Genomic DNA, 16,216 nt, shown 5'->3' on the forward strand with positions numbered 1-16,216 from the left:
TAGACCGCCACGAGACGCGACGGTAACTGTATGAAACTCGACCCCCACGGTCAGTATGGACGGCGCGACCGGCGTCGGAGGTCCCGGCGAGGGCGTGTCTTGCGACAGAAAGACGACTGTGGAACGTGTCAGCCGGGCCCGGGACGACGCCGTCCCCGCCGGCGGCAGTTCCCCCGTACGCGTCCAGCCGGACGCCACCCCCCGCCGGAGGGAACCCATGCGCACCGTCCTGCGCCGCCCCGACTTCCGTCTGCTCTTCGTCGCGCTGCTGGCCAGCATGGCGGCCGAGTCGATGCTGCTGCTCGCCCTGGCCATCTGGGTCAAGGACCTGACCGGCTCCGACGGGCTGGCCGGCGCGACCATCTTCGCGATCATCGCGCCGATGATGCTGGCCCCGCTGATCGGCTGGGTGGTCGACCGTTACCGCCGCCGGCCGTTCTTCGTGGTCGCGAACCTGGGCACGGCCCTGCTGCTCAGCCCGCTGTTCGCGGTCCGCGACCGGGCCGACGTGTGGATCATCTACGTGGTGGCCGCCTGCTACGGGTTGTCCTACCTGACCCTGCACGCGACCCTGAGCGGCCTGCTGCGCCAGCTCGTGCCGAGCGAGCTGCTGGCCGACGCGAACGGGGCGTTGCAGACCGTGCGGCAGGGCCTGCGCCTCGGTGGCCCGCTGGCCGGCGCGGCCCTCTACGCCACGGTCGGCGGCTGGCTGCTGACCAGCCTGGCGATGACCGGGTTCGTGGTCGCCGCCGGCGTGGTGGGACTGCTCCGGGTGACCGAGCACCCGCCGGCCGCCGCGGCCCTGCGCTGGCCGGCCGAGCTGGGGGCGGGGCTGCGCCACCTGACCCACGAGGCCGCCCTGCGCCGGGCCCTGCTCGGCTACGGCCTGGGCTCGCTCGTGATGGGCTTCACCGAATCACTGATCTTCGCGTACGTCGACCAGGGGCTGCGCCGTGACGCCGCCTTCGTCGGGGTGCTGATCGCCGTGCAGGGGATCGGCGGCCTGGTGGGCGGCCTGCTCTCGTCGACGGTGGTGCGCCGGGTCGGCGAACTGGGCGCGCTCGCCGTCGGGGTGACCCTGTTCGGCCCGGCCGCGCTGATCCTGGCCTGGCCGGACCTCCGGCTCGGCGTGCTGGCCCTGCTGCTCGCCGGGCTGTCCCTGCCGTTGACCATGGTGGGGCTGACCACGCTGGTCCAACGGCGTACCCCGCCGGGGCTGCTCGGCCGGGTCACCGCCGCCTCCGAGGCGCTGGTCAGCGGGCCGCAGGCCGTCTCCATCGGGGCCGGGGCGCTGCTCGTCGGCGTGTTCGACTACCGGCTGCTCTTCGTGCTCGTCGGGGTGGTCACCACAGCCGCCGGCCTGTGGCTCTGGCGGGGACGTCGGCTCACCCCGCCGGTCCCGCCGAAGCCGCCGGTCCCGCCCACGACACCGCCCGTGGCCCGCATCCCGGCCCCCCGCCGTCCGCTGCCCGACCCGACCGCCGACCGGCTGCCCGGGCGCTGACCCCCGCGACACGACGCAGCGGCCGGCCCCGGTGGGGTCGGCCGCTGCGTGAAGCGGGGGCGGGCTCAGCCCGCGATCGTGGCCAGGTGCTGCTTGACCTGGTTGATCGAGGGGTTGGTCAGGGCGCTGCCGTCGGCGAAGCGCAGCGTCGGCACGGTCTGGTTGCCACCGTTGACGCCCATCACGAACTCCGCGGCCTTCGGGTCCTGCTCGATGTCGACCACCTCGTACCCGATGCCTTCCCGGTCCAGCTGCGACTTCAGCCGGTGGCAGTAGCCGCACCACGGGGTGGAATACATGGTCAACATCGTCGGATCCTCCAGAGGTCGTCGCGCCCGCCGGGTCAGGCCGGGCTGACCGGTACAACATCAGCCGGAGCTGGAATGATTCCTCGCTGTGGTGGTTCACTCGGCGGCGGAGGCGGTGCTCGCCGGGCTTGATCCGGAGCAGCGGTCGGTGGTGACCGCCCCGGCCGGCCCGGTCTGTGTGCTGGCCGGTGCCGGCACCGGCAAGACCCGCGCGGTGACCTCCCGGATCGCCCACCGGGTGCTGACCGGCGAGATCGTCGGCCGGCACGTGCTGGCGGTCACCTTCACCGCGCGGGCCGCCGCCGAGATGCGGCACCGGCTGGCCCTGATCGGGGTGCCGGGCGTGCAGGCCCGGACGTTCCACGCGGCGGCGCTGCGCCAGGTGCGCTACTTCGCGCCCCGGCTGCTGTCCGGGCGGGCCATGCCGGAGCTGCTGGACAGCAAGGTCCGGGTGGTGACCCTGGCCGCCGCCAAGGTCGGCATGCGGGCCGACCGGGCCGCCGCCCGGGACCTGGCCGGCGAGATCGAGTGGGCCAAGTCGTCGCTCGTCGAGCCGGGGGAGTACGTGGTCGCCGCGAGCAGGGCGCTGCGCGAGACGCCGTACGAGCCGGCGAAGGTGGCCGAGGTGTTCACCGCGTACGAGCGGCTGAAACGCTCCTCCGGGGTGATCGACTTCGAGGACATGCTGCGTGCCGCGGTGTGGGGCATCGAGGAGCACCCGGACGTCGCCGAGCAGGTACGCGGCCAGTACCGGCACTTCGTCGTCGACGAGTACCAGGACGTCAACCCGCTCCAACAGCGGCTGCTCGACGCCTGGCTGGGCGGCCGGGACGACGTGACAGTGGTCGGTGACGCCAGCCAGACGATCTACTCGTTCACCGGGGCCACCTCGGCGTACCTGATCGACTTCCCGCGCCGGCACCGGGCGGCCACGGTGGTCCGGCTGGTCCGCGACTACCGGTCCACCCCGCAGGTGGTCGGGCTGGCCAACGCGGTGATCGGGCAGGCCCGGGGCACCGAGGCGCGGCTGCGGCTGGAGCTGCACGGCCAGCGCCCACCCGGCCCCGAACCGGAGCTGCGGATCTTTACCGACGAGCCGGCCGAGGCGAGCGCGGTGGCGGCCCGCTGCCGGACGCTGGTCGACGGGGGCACCCCGGCGAAGGAGATCGCCGTGCTGTTCCGCACCAACGCCCAGTCCGAGGCGTACGAGAAGGCGTTGACCGAGGTCGGCGTCCCGTACGTGGTGCAGGGGGCGGAGCGGTTCTTCGAGCGCGCCGAGGTCCGCCAGGCGATGGTGGCGCTGCGGGCAGCAACCCGCTCGATCCCGGGCGAGACGCCGCTGCCGATCGCCGTCCGGGAGGCGCTGACCGCCGTCGGCTGGACGCCCGACACCGCCCCGCCAGGTGGCGCCGCCCGGGAACGCTGGGAGGCGCTCGCCGCCCTGGTCCAGCTCGCCGAGGAGTACGCGGCCACCCCTGCGGTGCTGCCGATCGGCGAGGCCGCGACGGTGGAGCGCCCGGCCAGCCTGGCCGACTTCAACGACGAGTTGGCCCGGCGGGCCGCCCAGCAGCACGTGCCGACGGTGGACGGGGTCACCCTGGCCTCCCTGCACTCGGCCAAGGGGCTGGAGTGGGACGCGGTCTTCCTGGTCGGGCTCTCCGAGGGCACCCTGCCCACCTCGTACGCCCGCACCCCGGAGCAGGTCGAGGAGGAGCGGCGGCTGCTCTACGTCGGGATCACCCGGGCCCGGCAGTGGCTCTGGCTGTCGTACGCGTCGGCCCGCTCCCCGGGTGGCCGGGCCCGCCGCCCGTCGCGGTTCCTGCCCCAGCTGGACCGCAGCGGTGGCGGCGAACGGGCCGGTACGGGCCGGGCGGGCGGTGCGGGCGCGACGAAGCGGGCGGTCGAGCGGCGGCGGGCCCCGGTGGTCTCCTGCCGGATCTGTGGCGCGACCCTGGTCGCCGGCGCCGACCGCAAGCTGGGCCGCTGCCCCACCTGCCCGTCCGACATCGACGAGCAGCTCTACGAGCGGCTGTGCGACTGGCGGGCCCGGGTGGCCGGGGCGCAGCGGGTCCCGGCCTACGTGGTCTTCACCGATGCCACCCTGGTCGCGCTGGCCGAACGGCGGCCGGGCCGGGTCGAGGAGCTGATCGCGATCGCCGGCATCGGCCCGCGCAAACTCGGCCTGTACGGCGAGGCGGTGCTGGCGCTGGTGGCCGGTGCGACGGTCGACGAGATCGGCCCGGAAAAAACTCTCGAAATCTCGTCGTAAATTCGTTTGCCCTCGCCCCGTGGCGAGGAATAGCCTCAGGACGCACCTCGGGAGCAGCGCCATTACGGCTGCTCACGGGGGCTGAGTCCGAATCGGCACGAGGAACGTGAGGGAGGTGGCACCCGTGGAGATCATCACTTATGAGCGTCCGGCGGCGATGCCAGCTGCCTGCGCTCCGCTGTCGGCTGCGTGGGTGGCCCTTGCCGCTCCGCGACCGTCGATCCCGCAGGTGCACCAGGTCTCGGTTCAGGCCGAGCTGAACCTGACTGTTGCACCCACTGCGGGAGTCGAGGGGACCAGTGGCTTCACGGGTCTGGGCATCGATGTCGCCAAGAAGCGCATGGATGTCCGCGGCGTTCCACCTCGAGGTAGACCGGTCTGACACTCAGACCACCGGCTCACCTCGAGGCCGCGGAACCCGCTCACCGGGATCCGCGGCCTCAGTTTTTTGCCCGTCGAAGTACGTCGGAAATGCGATCCACGAGATCGAAGTGAGAGAGAGGTGACCGGGAGATGAGTCTGGCGTTGGCCCCCCTCGACGTGAGCGTCGAGCTGGAGGCGAACCTGCCCTGTCGGAAGTTCGACCCCGACCTGTGGTTCTCCGACTCGCCCACCGACCTGGAGCTGGCCAAGTCGCTCTGCGGGGACTGCCCGCTGCGCGTCGAGTGCCTGGCCGGGGCGGTTGAGCGGGCCGAGCCGTGGGGCGTCTGGGGCGGCGAGATCTTCGAGCGTGGCGCGGTCGTCCCGCGTAAGCGGCCCCGGGGCCGTCCGCGCAAGGAGGACCTCGCCCGTGACGCCGCCCTCCGGGTCGAGGCCGAGGCGCGACTGGCGGCCAGTGGTCTGGCCACCTCGCGCAGCGCGGTCCGACTGGCAGCCTGACCTACCCGATCCGTTCCACCCACCGCCGACACCCGTCGGCCCAGAGAAAGTTGACCCCGATGCTGCACCTGCCGAACGGAACCGAGATGCAACTACTCCACGAAGCGTTGTCCCGGGCTCGAATGCGCCGGCCTCAGGCCGGTCGTACCACCACGAGCACTGAGGCGCACCGTTCCGCCCGTACCGTCGCGATGAACAGCCGGAGCCAGTCGGCTCGCGACCTGGGCGTTCTCTGAAACCACCACTGATACGCGGGGGCGGTGACCGGATCACGGTCACCGCCCCCGCGTCGTGTCGGTCGGCCGTCGCCGGTCAGGCGACCGGGGCGAAGCCGGGCAGCCAGCGTTCCAGGATGCCCCGGTAGGGTGCCTTCGCCTCCAACTGGCAGAGCACCCCGATCGAACCCAGCGTCACCCGGTGGATCAGCAGGTACGACGGCGGCAGGTTGAGCTGCCGGCTGAACTGGAAGGCGGGCGACTTCGGGCTGGCCAGCCGGGTCGCCTCGGCGCGCAACCAGGCCCGGGTGAACCGGAACTCCTCCTGCGCCACCGGGTCCAGCATCGGGCGGATGTAGTCCAGCAGCGCCTGGGCGTCGATCGGCTCGGTCGGGTTGACGAAGCCCTCCTCGCGCAGTCCGGCGACGACCGCGTCGGCGTCGCCGCGCAACGACAACCCGAGCAGCCGGCCGATCGGCTCCGGGGTGCCCTCGGGCATCCGGGCCACCGCCCCGAAGTCGATCACACCGAGCCGGCCGTCCGGCAGCAACCGGAAGTTGCCCGGGTGCGGGTCGGCGTGCAGCAGCCCGGCCCGGGGCGGGGCGGACAGGTGCAGGGTCGCCATCAACCGGCCGGCCGTGTCGCGCTGCGCCTCGGTGCCCTCCCGGATGATGTCCGCCAGCGGTGTTCCCTCGATCCACTCGGTGACCAGCACCCGGGGTGACGACGAGAGCACCGCCGGGATGAAGATCTCCGGGTCGTCGGCGTACGCGGCGGCGAAGGCGCGCTGCGACTCGGCCTCCAGCTCGTAGTCCAACTCCTCGGTGATCCGTTCCCGCAGCTCGGCCAGGAGCGGCTTGACGTCCAGACCGGGCTGGATGGCGCGGAACATCCCGCCCAGCCGGGAGAGCTGCTTGAGGTCGGCGAGCAACGCGTCCCCCGCACCCGGGTACTGGATCTTGACAGCGGCGGACCGGGACACGCCGGTCTCCGGGTCCCGCCACACCGCCCGGTGCACCTGGCCGATGCTGGCCGCCGCGGCCGGCGCGTCGTCGAACTCGACGAACCGGTCCCGCCAGTCCGGCCCGAGCTGCTCCGCGAGCACCTTGTGCACGCTCGCCACCGGCAGCGGCGGGGCGGCCTCCTGGAGCTTGGTCAACGCCTGCCGGTAGGGCGCGGCAATCTCGTCAGGCAACGCCGCCTCGAACACCGACAGCGCCTGGCCGAACTTCATCGCCCCGCCCTTGAGCTGCCCGAGGACGCTGAACAACTGCTCGGCGGTGCGTTGCTGGATCTCGGCGGAGATGACGTCGGAGGCGATGCCGGTGACCCGCTTGCCCATCCCGAGGACGGTCCGACCGGCGAAGCCGAGCGGCAGAGCGGCGAGCTTGGCGGTCCGGGACACGGCGCGGCGCGGGATGTCGGTCACCTGGCCATTGTTACCGACTTCATGGCCCCGCTGCTGCGCTGAAGCCGGGCTTGGTGGCCCCGTCCCCCGTTCCGTGTCCCCGCGACGCCCGTCCGTCATCCCCGCGCCGCCCGTTTGCTGCCCGTCCGCTGCCCCGGACGGGCCGGCCCGCCGGGTTCGTCCCGGACCGGCTGTGGCCGCTGCCGGTCGGGCGGTGGCCCGCGTCAGCGACCCGAGCAGGAGCAGTCGGGGTGCGGGGCCCAGTCCCGACGGCGTAACCGGCCGCCCGGCCCGACCTCCACCGTGCAGCCCACCGTCTCCGGGGTGCCGCCGTCGAGCTGCGCCAGCACCTCGGCGACCGCGTAACCGGCGGCGGTGAGCAGGGTGGCGGTGCCGCAGGAGTGGTCGGCCGGACCGGTGGCGAGCTGGGCGGCAAGCCCGGGCCAGCCCGGGTCACGGTCGGTGCGGTGCAGCTCCAGGCAGTGCAGGCAGGGGCCCACCGGCGGCCGGACCAGGGGGCCGACCACCGGCATCCCCTCCCGCAGGGTGAGCAGCAGGTGGGGCTGGCGACGCCTGGTGAACCCGGTGGCGAGCAGGTCCGCCGGACGGTCCGTACCGAGCTGCACCACCAACTCGACCCGGTGGCGGCCGGCCGGGCGGGTGCGGGTGCCCGGGGCGGCGCGGTCGATGGCCGCCCGGACCGCGTCGGCCAGCGGCCGCCCGACGTCGGCGGCGGCCAGCCCGGTGCCCACCAGGTCACCCGGCTGCACCGGACCGGTCAGCGCGACCGCCACCTGCCCGACGCCGGCCTGCGCCAGGGCCATGGCGACCGGCGCACCGAGCCGGCCCGACCCGGTCACCACCACCCGGGCGACACGACGGCGACGCAGCACCTGGGCCGGGGTGCCGGTCAGGGTGGGTATGGCCAGGGCGAGCGCCCCGGCCTCCGCGGCCAGCCGGGTCCGGTCGGGGCCGGTCAGGTCACGGGGGAGCAGGGTGTGCGCCGGTACGACCAGCCCGGCGGCGTGCAGGGTGTCGATCAACCCCCGGGCCTGGCCCGGATCGACCCGGGCACTCGCCGCGTCCGCCAGCACATCGCGTTCACTGCGGGTGCCGTCGAGCAGGTCGAGCAGCCGGGTGACCCGCGAGTCGGCCACCTCCAGCAGGACGGCCCGGCCGGGCGTCAGCCCCAGTTGCAGGGTGTGCCGGTCCCGCCAGAGCCGGGTCAGGCCCGGCAGCAGGGCGGGACGCAGCAGCGCGGTACGGGAGGGCGCGGGGTGGGGCGGGCTCATGACGACGAATCGTGACCGAGTCCCTGCGGTGCGTCGATCGTTGTCCACAGGTGTGCAGAGCCAGATCCAGCGCTGTCCACAGGATTCGGCGAGTTATCCACAGGTCACCGGGAGTCATGTCGGGCAGCCGACAGATCTGCCCCCGGGTGGTGGACGACGGAACGCCGCCACGGGCGGGCCGATGGGATGCTGCGGGCCTGTTCGGCCGGAGTCGCGGGTCGGGTCGGAGTCGCGGGAGGGGCGGCCCATCGGGCCGCCCCTCCCGCGTCGTACCCGGACTGGTCAGACCTTGGCCTTGCCCAGGATGCGGTTCACTGTTGTGCCGCACACCGGACACTTGCCCTTGGCCATGTTCATCCCGGTCTTCGAAACCTCGACGTGCCCCTCGAAGTCCCGCTTCTCCTTGCACTTCACGCAGTAACCGTTGTAGGTCTGGGCCTGGTCGGCCACGGTAGCCTCCTCGTCTCGTCCGCCGGGCACGTCGGTCCGGCGGTGCTCCCGGCGGCGGGCCGTGGGGGCGCCGGCGCCGGGTCCTTCTCCGCGGCCACCCACGTGACCGCCGGTTGGCGGACCCTACCCAGGTCTGGGCGGTTCCATGTCAGCGGTGCATCGACACTGTGAGCAAGTCGACGTCGAGAGTGTGCATCCCGAAATAGGCGGGATAAGTGAGTTTGCCGGGGACACGCCGTGTGAAGCCCTCTGGGAGGTCCCCCGGACGGGGGTGCGGCGGCGCGGTCGAGGCCGATCACCTACGGTGGAGATCGCGCCCGAGGGTGGCCGCCCACGTCGCCACGAAGGGTGACGGGGATTCAGGCTCATGGTCACCACCAGTTTTTTTCGGACTCCTTACTACTAACCACCATTTTCCGGGCGCGTGTCGGGGTGTTGACCCTTGCGGACCCCTGGTCAGTACGCATTAGCTTTCCATCGTGGCAGGAAACCACGGCTGCGCGGCCCACTGATGGCGGCGGCGCGGAAGCCAGTCGTCGAGGTACGGCGCAGTCAGCGCCGGCGACGCACGGTGTCCGCCTACCGGGACGGCGAGCGGGTCGTGGTGCTCATCCCGGACCAGTTCTCCCGGGCCGAGGAGAGCGAGTGGGTCGACCGGATGCTCGCCCGGCTCGCCGCCCGGGAGGGTCGGCTGGCCCGTAACGACACCGAACTGCTCGACCGAGCCCTGCGCCTGATCAACCTGTACCTGGCCGACCAGGGTGGCGACGCCCTGCCGGCCAGCGTCCGCTGGGTCACCAACCAGAACGGCAGGTGGGGTTCCTGCACCCCCGCCGACCGGACCATCCGGATCTCGCACCGGCTCCAGGAGATGCCCGACTGGGTGCTCGACTACGTGCTGCTGCACGAGTTGGCGCACCTCATCGTGCCGAGCCACAACGCCCGCTTCTGGGCCCTGGTCGGCCGGTACGCCAAGACCGAACGGGCCCGGGGCTACCTGGAGGGGGTCGCCGCCGCCTCCGCCGTGCCGATCGCCGGCTGACCGCCACACCCGTCGACCGTCCTGCCCTGGGCTGATCAACTCATCGGGGCGCAGGTAGCGGTGTCCGAGCGGCGTCGAGGGCACTACTTGGGCCCACAGGAGTCGATCACCCGTACCGCGCCCACTAGGGTCGGGGAATGGTCCGACGGGTGGTGGTGGCGTTGCTCGGTCCGGTGGTCTGGTCGCCGCCCGGGGTGGAACCGACGCAGTGGCGTACCGCCCTGGCCGAGGACGTGGTGGATCTGTTCGCCACCCTCGCCGAGGTGGAGTCCGCGCTCGCGGTGACCCCGGCCGACCGCTGGCTGGCCGACGCGGTGCGCTGGCCCGACACCCCCGTGTACGAGGTGCCCGAGCCGACCGTCACCGCCGTGCTGGCCGCCCTGGACGGGTACGACCAGGCCGCCGTGGTGGCTGCCGACGCCCCCGACCTGCCGGGCCTCGTCCTGGGCAAGCTGCTGCGACCGCTGACCAGCCGACCCGTCGCCGTCGCCCCCGTCGAGGGCGGTCCGGGGCTGCTCGGGGTGGCGTCCCGGCTGCCCGTACCCGGGTGGCTGCCGGCGTTGGACCTGGACGTGGCCGGGCCGGCGGACCTGCGGCGCGCGGCCCCCGCCCCGGCCGACGTGGCGGTCACCCCCGGCTGGCACCGGTTGCGCGGCCCGGCCGACCTGGCCGCCCTCAACCCGGCCGTCGAGGGCTGGGAGGCGACCCGTGCCCTGCTCTCCGGTCACCGCACCTGACCGGCCATCGCACCCGGCCCGACCAACGCGCCTGGCCGGCTACCGCGCCTGGCCGGCTACCGCGCCTGGCCGGCTACCGCGCCTGGCCGGCTACCGCGCCTGGCCGGCTACCGCGCCTGGCCGGCTACCGCGCCTGGCCGGCTACCGCGCCTGGCCGGCTACCGCGCCTGGCCGGCTACCGCGCCTGGCCGGCTACCGCGCCTGGCCGGCTACCGCGCCTGGCCGGCTACCGCGCCTGGCCGGCTACCGCGCCTGGCCGGCTACCGCGCCTGGCCGGCTACCGCGCCTGGCCGGCTACCGCGCCTGGCCGGCTACCGCGCCTGGCCGGCTACCGCGCCTGGCCGGCTACCGCACCTGACCGGCCATCGCACCTGGCCTGACCAGCGCCGCCGGCCGACCAACGGCGACCGGCCGGGCCCGCCCGGGAGTCGGGCGGTCCGGCCGGTGTCGCGGCTGGTCGGGACCGGTCAGGGCCGGTCGGTGTCGCCCTCGGTGTCGTCGGGACGGGGACGGCTGCCCGGCGCCTGCTCCTCGGGACCGCCCGGCGCGGTGAAGTCGAAGGTGGCCAACTCGTCGTCGAGGTCCGTCGAGGTGGTCGCGAACGCCACCGGGTCGGCGAAGTCGGCGTCCGAGGGGAGCAGGTCGGGGTGGCCCCAGACCGCGTCCCGTCCGGCGATGCCCCGGTGCTCGGTCAGCGCCGCCCAGAGCGCCGACGCCTCCCGCAGTCGGCGCGGACGCAGCTCCAGACCGACCAGCGCGGCGAAGGTCTGCTCGGCCGGCCCACCGGCCGCCCGGCGGCGACGGAACGCCTCGCCGAGGCGGACCACGTTGGGCAGCCGGTCGGCCGCCGCGTTGTCCACCACGTGGCAGACCCAGCCCTCGACCAGCGCGAGCACCGTCTCCAGCCGGGCCAGCGACGCCTTCTGCGCGGGGGTGTCCTCCGGGGTGAAGATCCCTTCCAGGGCGATCGCCTGCATCGACTCCGGGTCGGTCGGGTCGACCCGGCCCATCGCCTCCTCGATCGCCTCCCGGTTGACCCGGATGCCTGACGCGTAGTTCTCGACCGCGGTCAGCACGTGCCCGCGCAACCACGGGACGTGCTCGAAGAGCCGCTGGTGGGCCGCCTCGCGCAGGGCGACGTAGAGGCGTACCTCGTCTTCCGGCAGCTCCAGGCCCTCGCCGTACACCCGGATGTTGGCCGGGATCAGCGCGGCGGTGCCGGCCGGGCCGAGCGGCAGGCCGATGTCACCGGCGGAGAGCACCTCGGCGGCGAGCTGCCCGAGGGCCTGCCCGAGCTGACCGCCGAAGAGCGCCCCGCCGAGGGTGGCGACCATCGACTGCATCGGGCCGAGCTGGGCGCGGGCCTCCGGCGGGACCAGGTCGCCCATCGCGCCGACCATCCGGCTGGCCACCGGGTCGCAGAGCTTGCGCCAGACGTCGAGCGTCTTGTAGATCCACTCGTTGCGGTTCCACGCCAGGGAGACGCGGATGCCCGTCGGCCAGGCCGAGGCCGGCTCCAGCCAGAGGTCGGCCAGGCGCAGCGCCTCCTCCACCGCGTGCCGTTCGTAGGGGGAGGCCATCGGGTCACCCGTGGCCGCGAGCTGGCTGGCGGCCACCTGGCGGGCCAGGTCCCAGTTGACCGGCCCGCTGCCCGGCGCGGAGAGCAGGTGCTGCAACTGTGACATGAACTGCTGCATCTGCGCGGGATCGTTGGGGTCTGGTGGTTGCCCACCCGGGAGCGCGAAACCGAACGGAATATCAGGCACGACGTCTACGGTACGCGCGCCGCGCCCCTGGTAGCCGCCGTCGGCGTTGCGCTGAGGGCGAAGTCCGCCGCAGCCCGCCGGGCCCGCCGCCGCCGGTCGGTACGCTCTGCCGCATGAGACGTCGTGGCGTGACCGTCCTCCTCGGTGCTCTGCTCACCACCCTGCTGAGCATCGGCGTGCTCGGCGCGCCCATCCCGTACGTGGTGCTCGGCCCCGGGCCGACGGTGAACACCCTGGGCACCAACGACGGCCGGGAGGTCATCCAGGTCAGCGGCCGGGAGACCTCCACCTCCGCCGGTCAGCTCCGGATGACCACGGTCGGCGTGCAGCCGACGGTGAAACTGCGCGCCGCGATCGCCGGCTGGCTGTCCAAGGACGAGGCGGTGGTTCCCCGGGAACTGGTCTACCCGCCGGGCGAGTCGCAGGAGGAGGTCGAGAAGCGCAACGCGGAGGACTTCCAGAACTCGCAGAGCAGCGCCGAGACCGCCGCGCTGGTCAAGCTCGGCTACCCGGTCGAGGTGGTGGCGAAGGAGGTCGCCGCGGACGGCCCGGCGGCCGGTGCGCTCAAGGCCGGCGACGTGGTCACCACCGTCGACGGCGCGAAGGTCACCTCGGCGTCCCGGCTGGTCGAGCTGGTCCGGGGCAAGCCCGCCGGCACCGCGCTGACCATCGGGTACGTCCGCGACGGCGCAGCCGGCACCGCCACCGTCACCAGCCGGGAATCCGACGGCCGCCCGCGCATCGGCGTGGTCCCCGACCAGCGGCAGCCGCACCCGTTCACCCTGAAGATCGACCTGAAGGACATCGGCGGCCCGAGCGCCGGGCTGATGTTCGCCCTCGGCATCATCGACAAGCTCAAGCCGGAGGACCTGACCGGCGGGAAGATCATCGCCGGTACCGGCACCATCGACGACGAGGGTCGGGTCGGTCCGATCGGCGGCATCGCCCAGAAGCTGGTCGGGGCGAAGAAGGCCGGGGCCAAGGTGTTCCTGGTCCCCGCCGACAACTGCGCCGAGGCGGTCCGCAACCCGCAGCCCGGTCTGCCCATGCTCAGGGTCGGCTCGCTCGACGAGGCATTGACCGCGTTGGACACGTTGCGCGCCGGTGGGGAACCGACCCGCTGCTGAGGGCGGGGTCACGCCGGAACACCGGCGGCGACCCGGGCACGACCTGACCCGACACGTTCAGGAACACCCCGTACTCTGGGTGCCTGTCCGGAGCCGATCACATCGAGCGTGCGGAGCCAAACAGTGGCCATGCGTAGCAGCCCCCTGCCGAGGATGAGTCGGCGCGGACGCGTCACCATCGGGGTCCTGGTCGGGGTGTTCCTCCTGTTCACCCTGCTGGGCTGGGGGGTGCAGGCGTGGACGGACTGGCTGTGGTTCGACGAGGTCCGCTACACCCAGGTGTTCACCGGCGTGCTGCTCACCCGGCTGCTGCTCTTCCTCGCCGTCGGGCTCGGCCTGGCCGCGTTCGTGGGCGGGAACCTGTGGCTGGCGTACCGGCTGCGGCCGAAGCTGCGCCCGCACTCGCTGGAGCAGGCCACCCTGGAGCGGTACCGGATGCTGCTCACCCCGCGCATCGGCACCTGGATCAGCCTGACCGCCGTGGTGCTCGGCCTGTTCGCCGGGCTCTCGGCGCAGGGCCGCTGGTCGCAGTGGCTGCTGTTCCGCAACGGCGGTGACTTCGGCGTCAAGGACCCGGAGTTCGGCATCGACGTCGGCTTCTACGTCTTCCAGCTGCCGTTCTGGCGCTACCTGCTCGGGGTCGGCTTCACTGCCGTGGTGCTGGCCCTGATCGGCGCGCTGGCCGTGCACTACATCTTCGGCGGGGTGCGCCTGCAGGGCGTCGGTGACCGGATGACAGGCGCGGCGCGGGCTCACCTGAGCACGTTGGTCGCGGTCTTCGTCCTGCTCAAGGCCGTGGCGTACGTGCTGGACCGGCGGGCCATGCTGCTGGAGTACAACGAGGGCGCCAAGCTGTACGGCGCCGGCTACGCCGACGTCAACGCGCTGCTGCCGGCCAAGGAGATCCTGGCGTACATCTCGGTGGTGGTGGCCATCGCCATCATCGTGTTCTCCAACGCGGTGATGCGGAACCTGGTCTGGCCGGGCATCTCGCTGGCCCTGCTCGGCGTCTCCGCCGTCGCGATCGGCGGCATCTACCCCTGGGCGGTGCAGACCTTCGAGGTCAAGCCGAGCGCCCGGGACAAGGAGGCCCCGTACATCCAGCGCAGCATCGACGCCACCCGCAACGCGTTCGACATATCCGAGGTGCAGACCGAGGGGTACGCGGCGAGCAACCTGGTACCCCCGGCCAGCCTGGCCACCGACACCTCGGTGGTGCCGAACGTCCGGCTGCTCGACCCGCAGCTCGTCTCCGAGACGTACACCCAGCTCCAGCAGGTCCGGGGGTTCTACGACTTCGGCCCCAAGCTGGACATCGACCGCTACTCGGTGGAGAACAAGACCTCCGACTACGTGGTCGGGGTCCGGGAGATCAACTACGGCGAGCTGACCGACCAGCAGAACAACTGGATCAACCGGCACACCGTCTACACCCACGGCTACGGCCTGGTCGCGGCCCCGGCCAACCAGGTGGTCTGCGGCGGGCAGCCGTACTTCGTCTCCGGCTTCCTCGGCGAGAAGGCGCAGGAGGCGTGCTCCTCGCAGGCCGAGCAGATCCCGGCCAGCCAGCCGCGGATCTACTACGGCGAGCGGATGCAGCCCGACGACTACGCCATCGTCGGCCAGACCAGCGCGGACAAGGACGTCGAGTTCGACCGGCCCACCCCGACCACCGGCGGCGAGCAGTACTACACCTACACCGGCGAGGGCGGCGTCGAGATCGGCTCGTTCACCAGGCGGCTGCTCTACTCGATCAAGGAGCAGGAGACGAACTTCCTGCTCTCCGAGGCGGTCAACGACAACTCGAAGCTGCTGTACGTCCGTAACCCCCGGGACCGGGTGGAGAAGGTCGCGCCGTTCCTCACCCTCGACGGCGACCCGTACCCGGCGGTGGTGGGCGGCAAGGTCCAGTGGATCATCGACGGCTACACCACGGCCGCGACCTACCCGTACGCCGAGCGGATCAACCTCCAGCAGGAGACCACCGACGAGCTGACCAACCGGGGCACGTTCCAGCTCGCCCGGGAGAACGTCAACTACATGCGCAACTCGGTGAAGGCCACCGTCGACGCGTACGACGGCACGGTCCGGCTCTACGAGTTCGACGACGCCGACCCGGTGCTCAAGGCGTGGAACAAGGCGTTCGGCGGGGACCTGGTGCTGCCCAAGAGCGCCATCCCGGCCGACCTGGCCGCCCACTTCCGCTACCCGGCCGACATGTTCAAGGTGCAGCGCAACCTGCTCACCAAGTTCCACGTCACCAACCCCGGCGACTTCTACTCCGGCCAGGACTTCTGGCAGGTGCCGAACGTGCCGGACGCGCCGGACAGCGGGCAGAAGCAGCCGCCGTACTACCTGTTCACCCAGTTCCCCAACCAGGACGCCCCCCGGTTCCAGCTCACCTCGGCGGTCACCCCGAACGGGCGGCAGAACCTCGCCGCGCTGATCTCCGGGTCGTACGTCGACGGGCGGCCGAAGCTGGAGGTGCTGGAGCTACCCGACCAGACCCGGATCTCCGGCCCGGTGCAGGTGCACCAACAGATGACCAACAACGCGACCATCCGCACCGAGCTGAACCTGCTCTCCTCCAACCAGGCCCAGGTGCAGTACGGCAACCTGCTCTCCCTGCCGTTCGGCAACGGGATGCTCTACGTGGAGCCGGTCTACGTCAAGAGCAACCAGCAGGACGCGTACCCGCTGTTGCAGAAGGTGCTCCTGTCGTACGGCGACGGCGGCTCGTACGTGGTGCTGGCCAACAACGTCACCGACGGCATCAAGCAGCTCGTCGAGCAGGGCAAACGGGCCGGGCAGGGAACCACCCCGCCACCGGGTGGCGAGACGCCGCCGCCCTCGGGCGGCACCCCGCCGTCCCCCTCGCCCACGGCCTCGCCCGGGGCGAGCAGCCCACCGCCCAGCGCCGACCTGGCCGCCGCCACGCAGCGGGTCCAGGCGGCGATCGCCGAGGTCAAGGCCGCGCAGGCGTCCGGCGACTTCGAGCGGTACGGCCGCGCGTTGAAGGCACTGGACGAGGCGATCACCGCCTTCCAGCAGGCCCAGCAGGGCAACCCGGCGGGCACGCCCAGCGGTAACCCGCCCGCCACGCCGACGCCGTCCGGCGGCGGCTGACCGGCCCGCTCCCGCGTCGACGGGGCCCACGATCCGCTACCGGGATCGTGGGCCCCGTCGCTTTTCCGACCAGTCGTCCCGCAACCTGACGAT

Annotated in this window: 13 protein-coding genes; 8 read left to right on the forward strand and 5 right to left on the reverse strand. The window is 72.6% G+C overall.

From position 1 onward, the window contains the following. Nucleotides 1–217: 217 nt before the first annotated feature. On the forward strand, nt 218–1,504 hold the full coding sequence (locus ACN265_RS03600) for an MFS transporter (protein ID WP_420118898.1): 1,287 nt from the start codon (nt 218–220) through the stop codon (nt 1,502–1,504). 65 nt (nt 1,505–1,569) lie between these two features. Here ACN265_RS03600 and ACN265_RS03605 read toward each other — a convergent pair whose 3' ends face one another. Continuing rightward, nucleotides 1,570–1,812 (reverse strand): mycoredoxin, encoded by a 243-nt coding sequence (locus ACN265_RS03605; protein ID WP_204926779.1) that lies wholly within the window; start codon nt 1,810–1,812, stop codon nt 1,570–1,572. 88 nt (nt 1,813–1,900) lie between these two features. On the opposite strand from ACN265_RS03605, the gene ACN265_RS03610 reads away from it, so the two are divergent. The 3 genes from ACN265_RS03610 to ACN265_RS03620 all read left to right on the forward strand — a co-directional run bounded on the left by ACN265_RS03610 (nt 1,901) and on the right by ACN265_RS03620 (nt 4,960). Then, entirely contained in the window at nt 1,901–4,081 is a 2,181-nt protein-coding gene (locus ACN265_RS03610) for an ATP-dependent DNA helicase UvrD2 (protein ID WP_421406016.1), read from the forward strand. A 124-nt stretch (nt 4,082–4,205) separates the two neighbouring features. Then, the gene (locus ACN265_RS03615) at nt 4,206–4,463 is read left to right on the forward strand and encodes a hypothetical protein (protein WP_088644283.1); all 258 of its coding nucleotides are present in this window, start codon (nt 4,206–4,208) and stop codon (nt 4,461–4,463) included. A gap of 131 nt (nt 4,464–4,594) precedes the next feature. Then, nucleotides 4,595–4,960: a WhiB family transcriptional regulator gene (locus ACN265_RS03620; RefSeq protein ID WP_204926781.1), complete on the forward strand. Its 366-nt coding sequence runs from the start codon at nt 4,595–4,597 to the stop codon at nt 4,958–4,960. Between the two features lie 312 nt (nt 4,961–5,272). Here the strand turns inward: ACN265_RS03620 and ACN265_RS03625 are convergent, their stop codons facing one another. The 3 genes from ACN265_RS03625 to ACN265_RS03635 all read right to left on the reverse strand — a co-directional run bounded on the left by ACN265_RS03625 (nt 5,273) and on the right by ACN265_RS03635 (nt 8,325). Beyond that, nucleotides 5,273–6,604: an ABC1 kinase family protein gene (locus ACN265_RS03625; protein ID WP_204926782.1), complete on the reverse strand. Its 1,332-nt coding sequence runs from the start codon at nt 6,602–6,604 to the stop codon at nt 5,273–5,275. Between the two features lie 203 nt (nt 6,605–6,807). Then, entirely contained in the window at nt 6,808–7,875 is a 1,068-nt protein-coding gene (locus tag ACN265_RS03630; protein ID WP_421406018.1) for a ThiF family adenylyltransferase, read from the reverse strand. Nucleotides 7,876–8,157: 282 nt separating this feature from the next. Continuing rightward, a complete protein-coding gene (locus ACN265_RS03635) occupies nt 8,158–8,325 on the reverse strand; it encodes a DUF5679 domain-containing protein (RefSeq protein WP_007464795.1) in 168 nt (55 codons plus the stop codon). Nucleotides 8,326–8,836: 511 nt separating this feature from the next. On the opposite strand from ACN265_RS03635, the gene ACN265_RS03640 reads away from it, so the two are divergent. After that, on the forward strand, nt 8,837–9,367 hold the full coding sequence (locus tag ACN265_RS03640; protein ID WP_088644234.1) for a M48 family metallopeptidase: 531 nt from the start codon (nt 8,837–8,839) through the stop codon (nt 9,365–9,367). 137 nt (nt 9,368–9,504) lie between these two features. Then, nucleotides 9,505–10,104 carry a hypothetical protein gene (locus ACN265_RS03645; protein WP_420116964.1) on the forward strand — a complete coding sequence of 200 codons (600 nt, stop codon included), beginning with the start codon at nt 9,505–9,507 and terminating at the stop codon, nt 10,102–10,104. A gap of 467 nt (nt 10,105–10,571) precedes the next feature. Here ACN265_RS03645 and ACN265_RS03650 read toward each other — a convergent pair whose 3' ends face one another. Beyond that, entirely contained in the window at nt 10,572–11,801 is a 1,230-nt protein-coding gene (locus tag ACN265_RS03650; RefSeq protein WP_363655717.1) for a zinc-dependent metalloprotease, read from the reverse strand. A 182-nt stretch (nt 11,802–11,983) separates the two neighbouring features. On the opposite strand from ACN265_RS03650, the gene ACN265_RS03655 reads away from it, so the two are divergent. Both ACN265_RS03655 and ACN265_RS03660 read left to right on the forward strand, forming a co-directional pair. Then, a complete protein-coding gene (locus tag ACN265_RS03655; protein ID WP_357929714.1) occupies nt 11,984–12,997 on the forward strand; it encodes a YlbL family protein in 1,014 nt (337 codons plus the stop codon). 129 nt (nt 12,998–13,126) lie between these two features. After that, the gene (locus ACN265_RS03660) at nt 13,127–16,123 is read left to right on the forward strand and encodes a UPF0182 family protein (protein ID WP_421406019.1); all 2,997 of its coding nucleotides are present in this window, start codon (nt 13,127–13,129) and stop codon (nt 16,121–16,123) included. Nucleotides 16,124–16,216 lie beyond the last annotated feature (93 nt).

The organism is Micromonospora sp. WMMD730 (genome assembly GCF_049178955.1).
In the GTDB taxonomy this organism is placed as follows: Bacteria; Actinomycetota; Actinomycetes; order Mycobacteriales; family Micromonosporaceae; genus Micromonospora; species Micromonospora wenchangensis.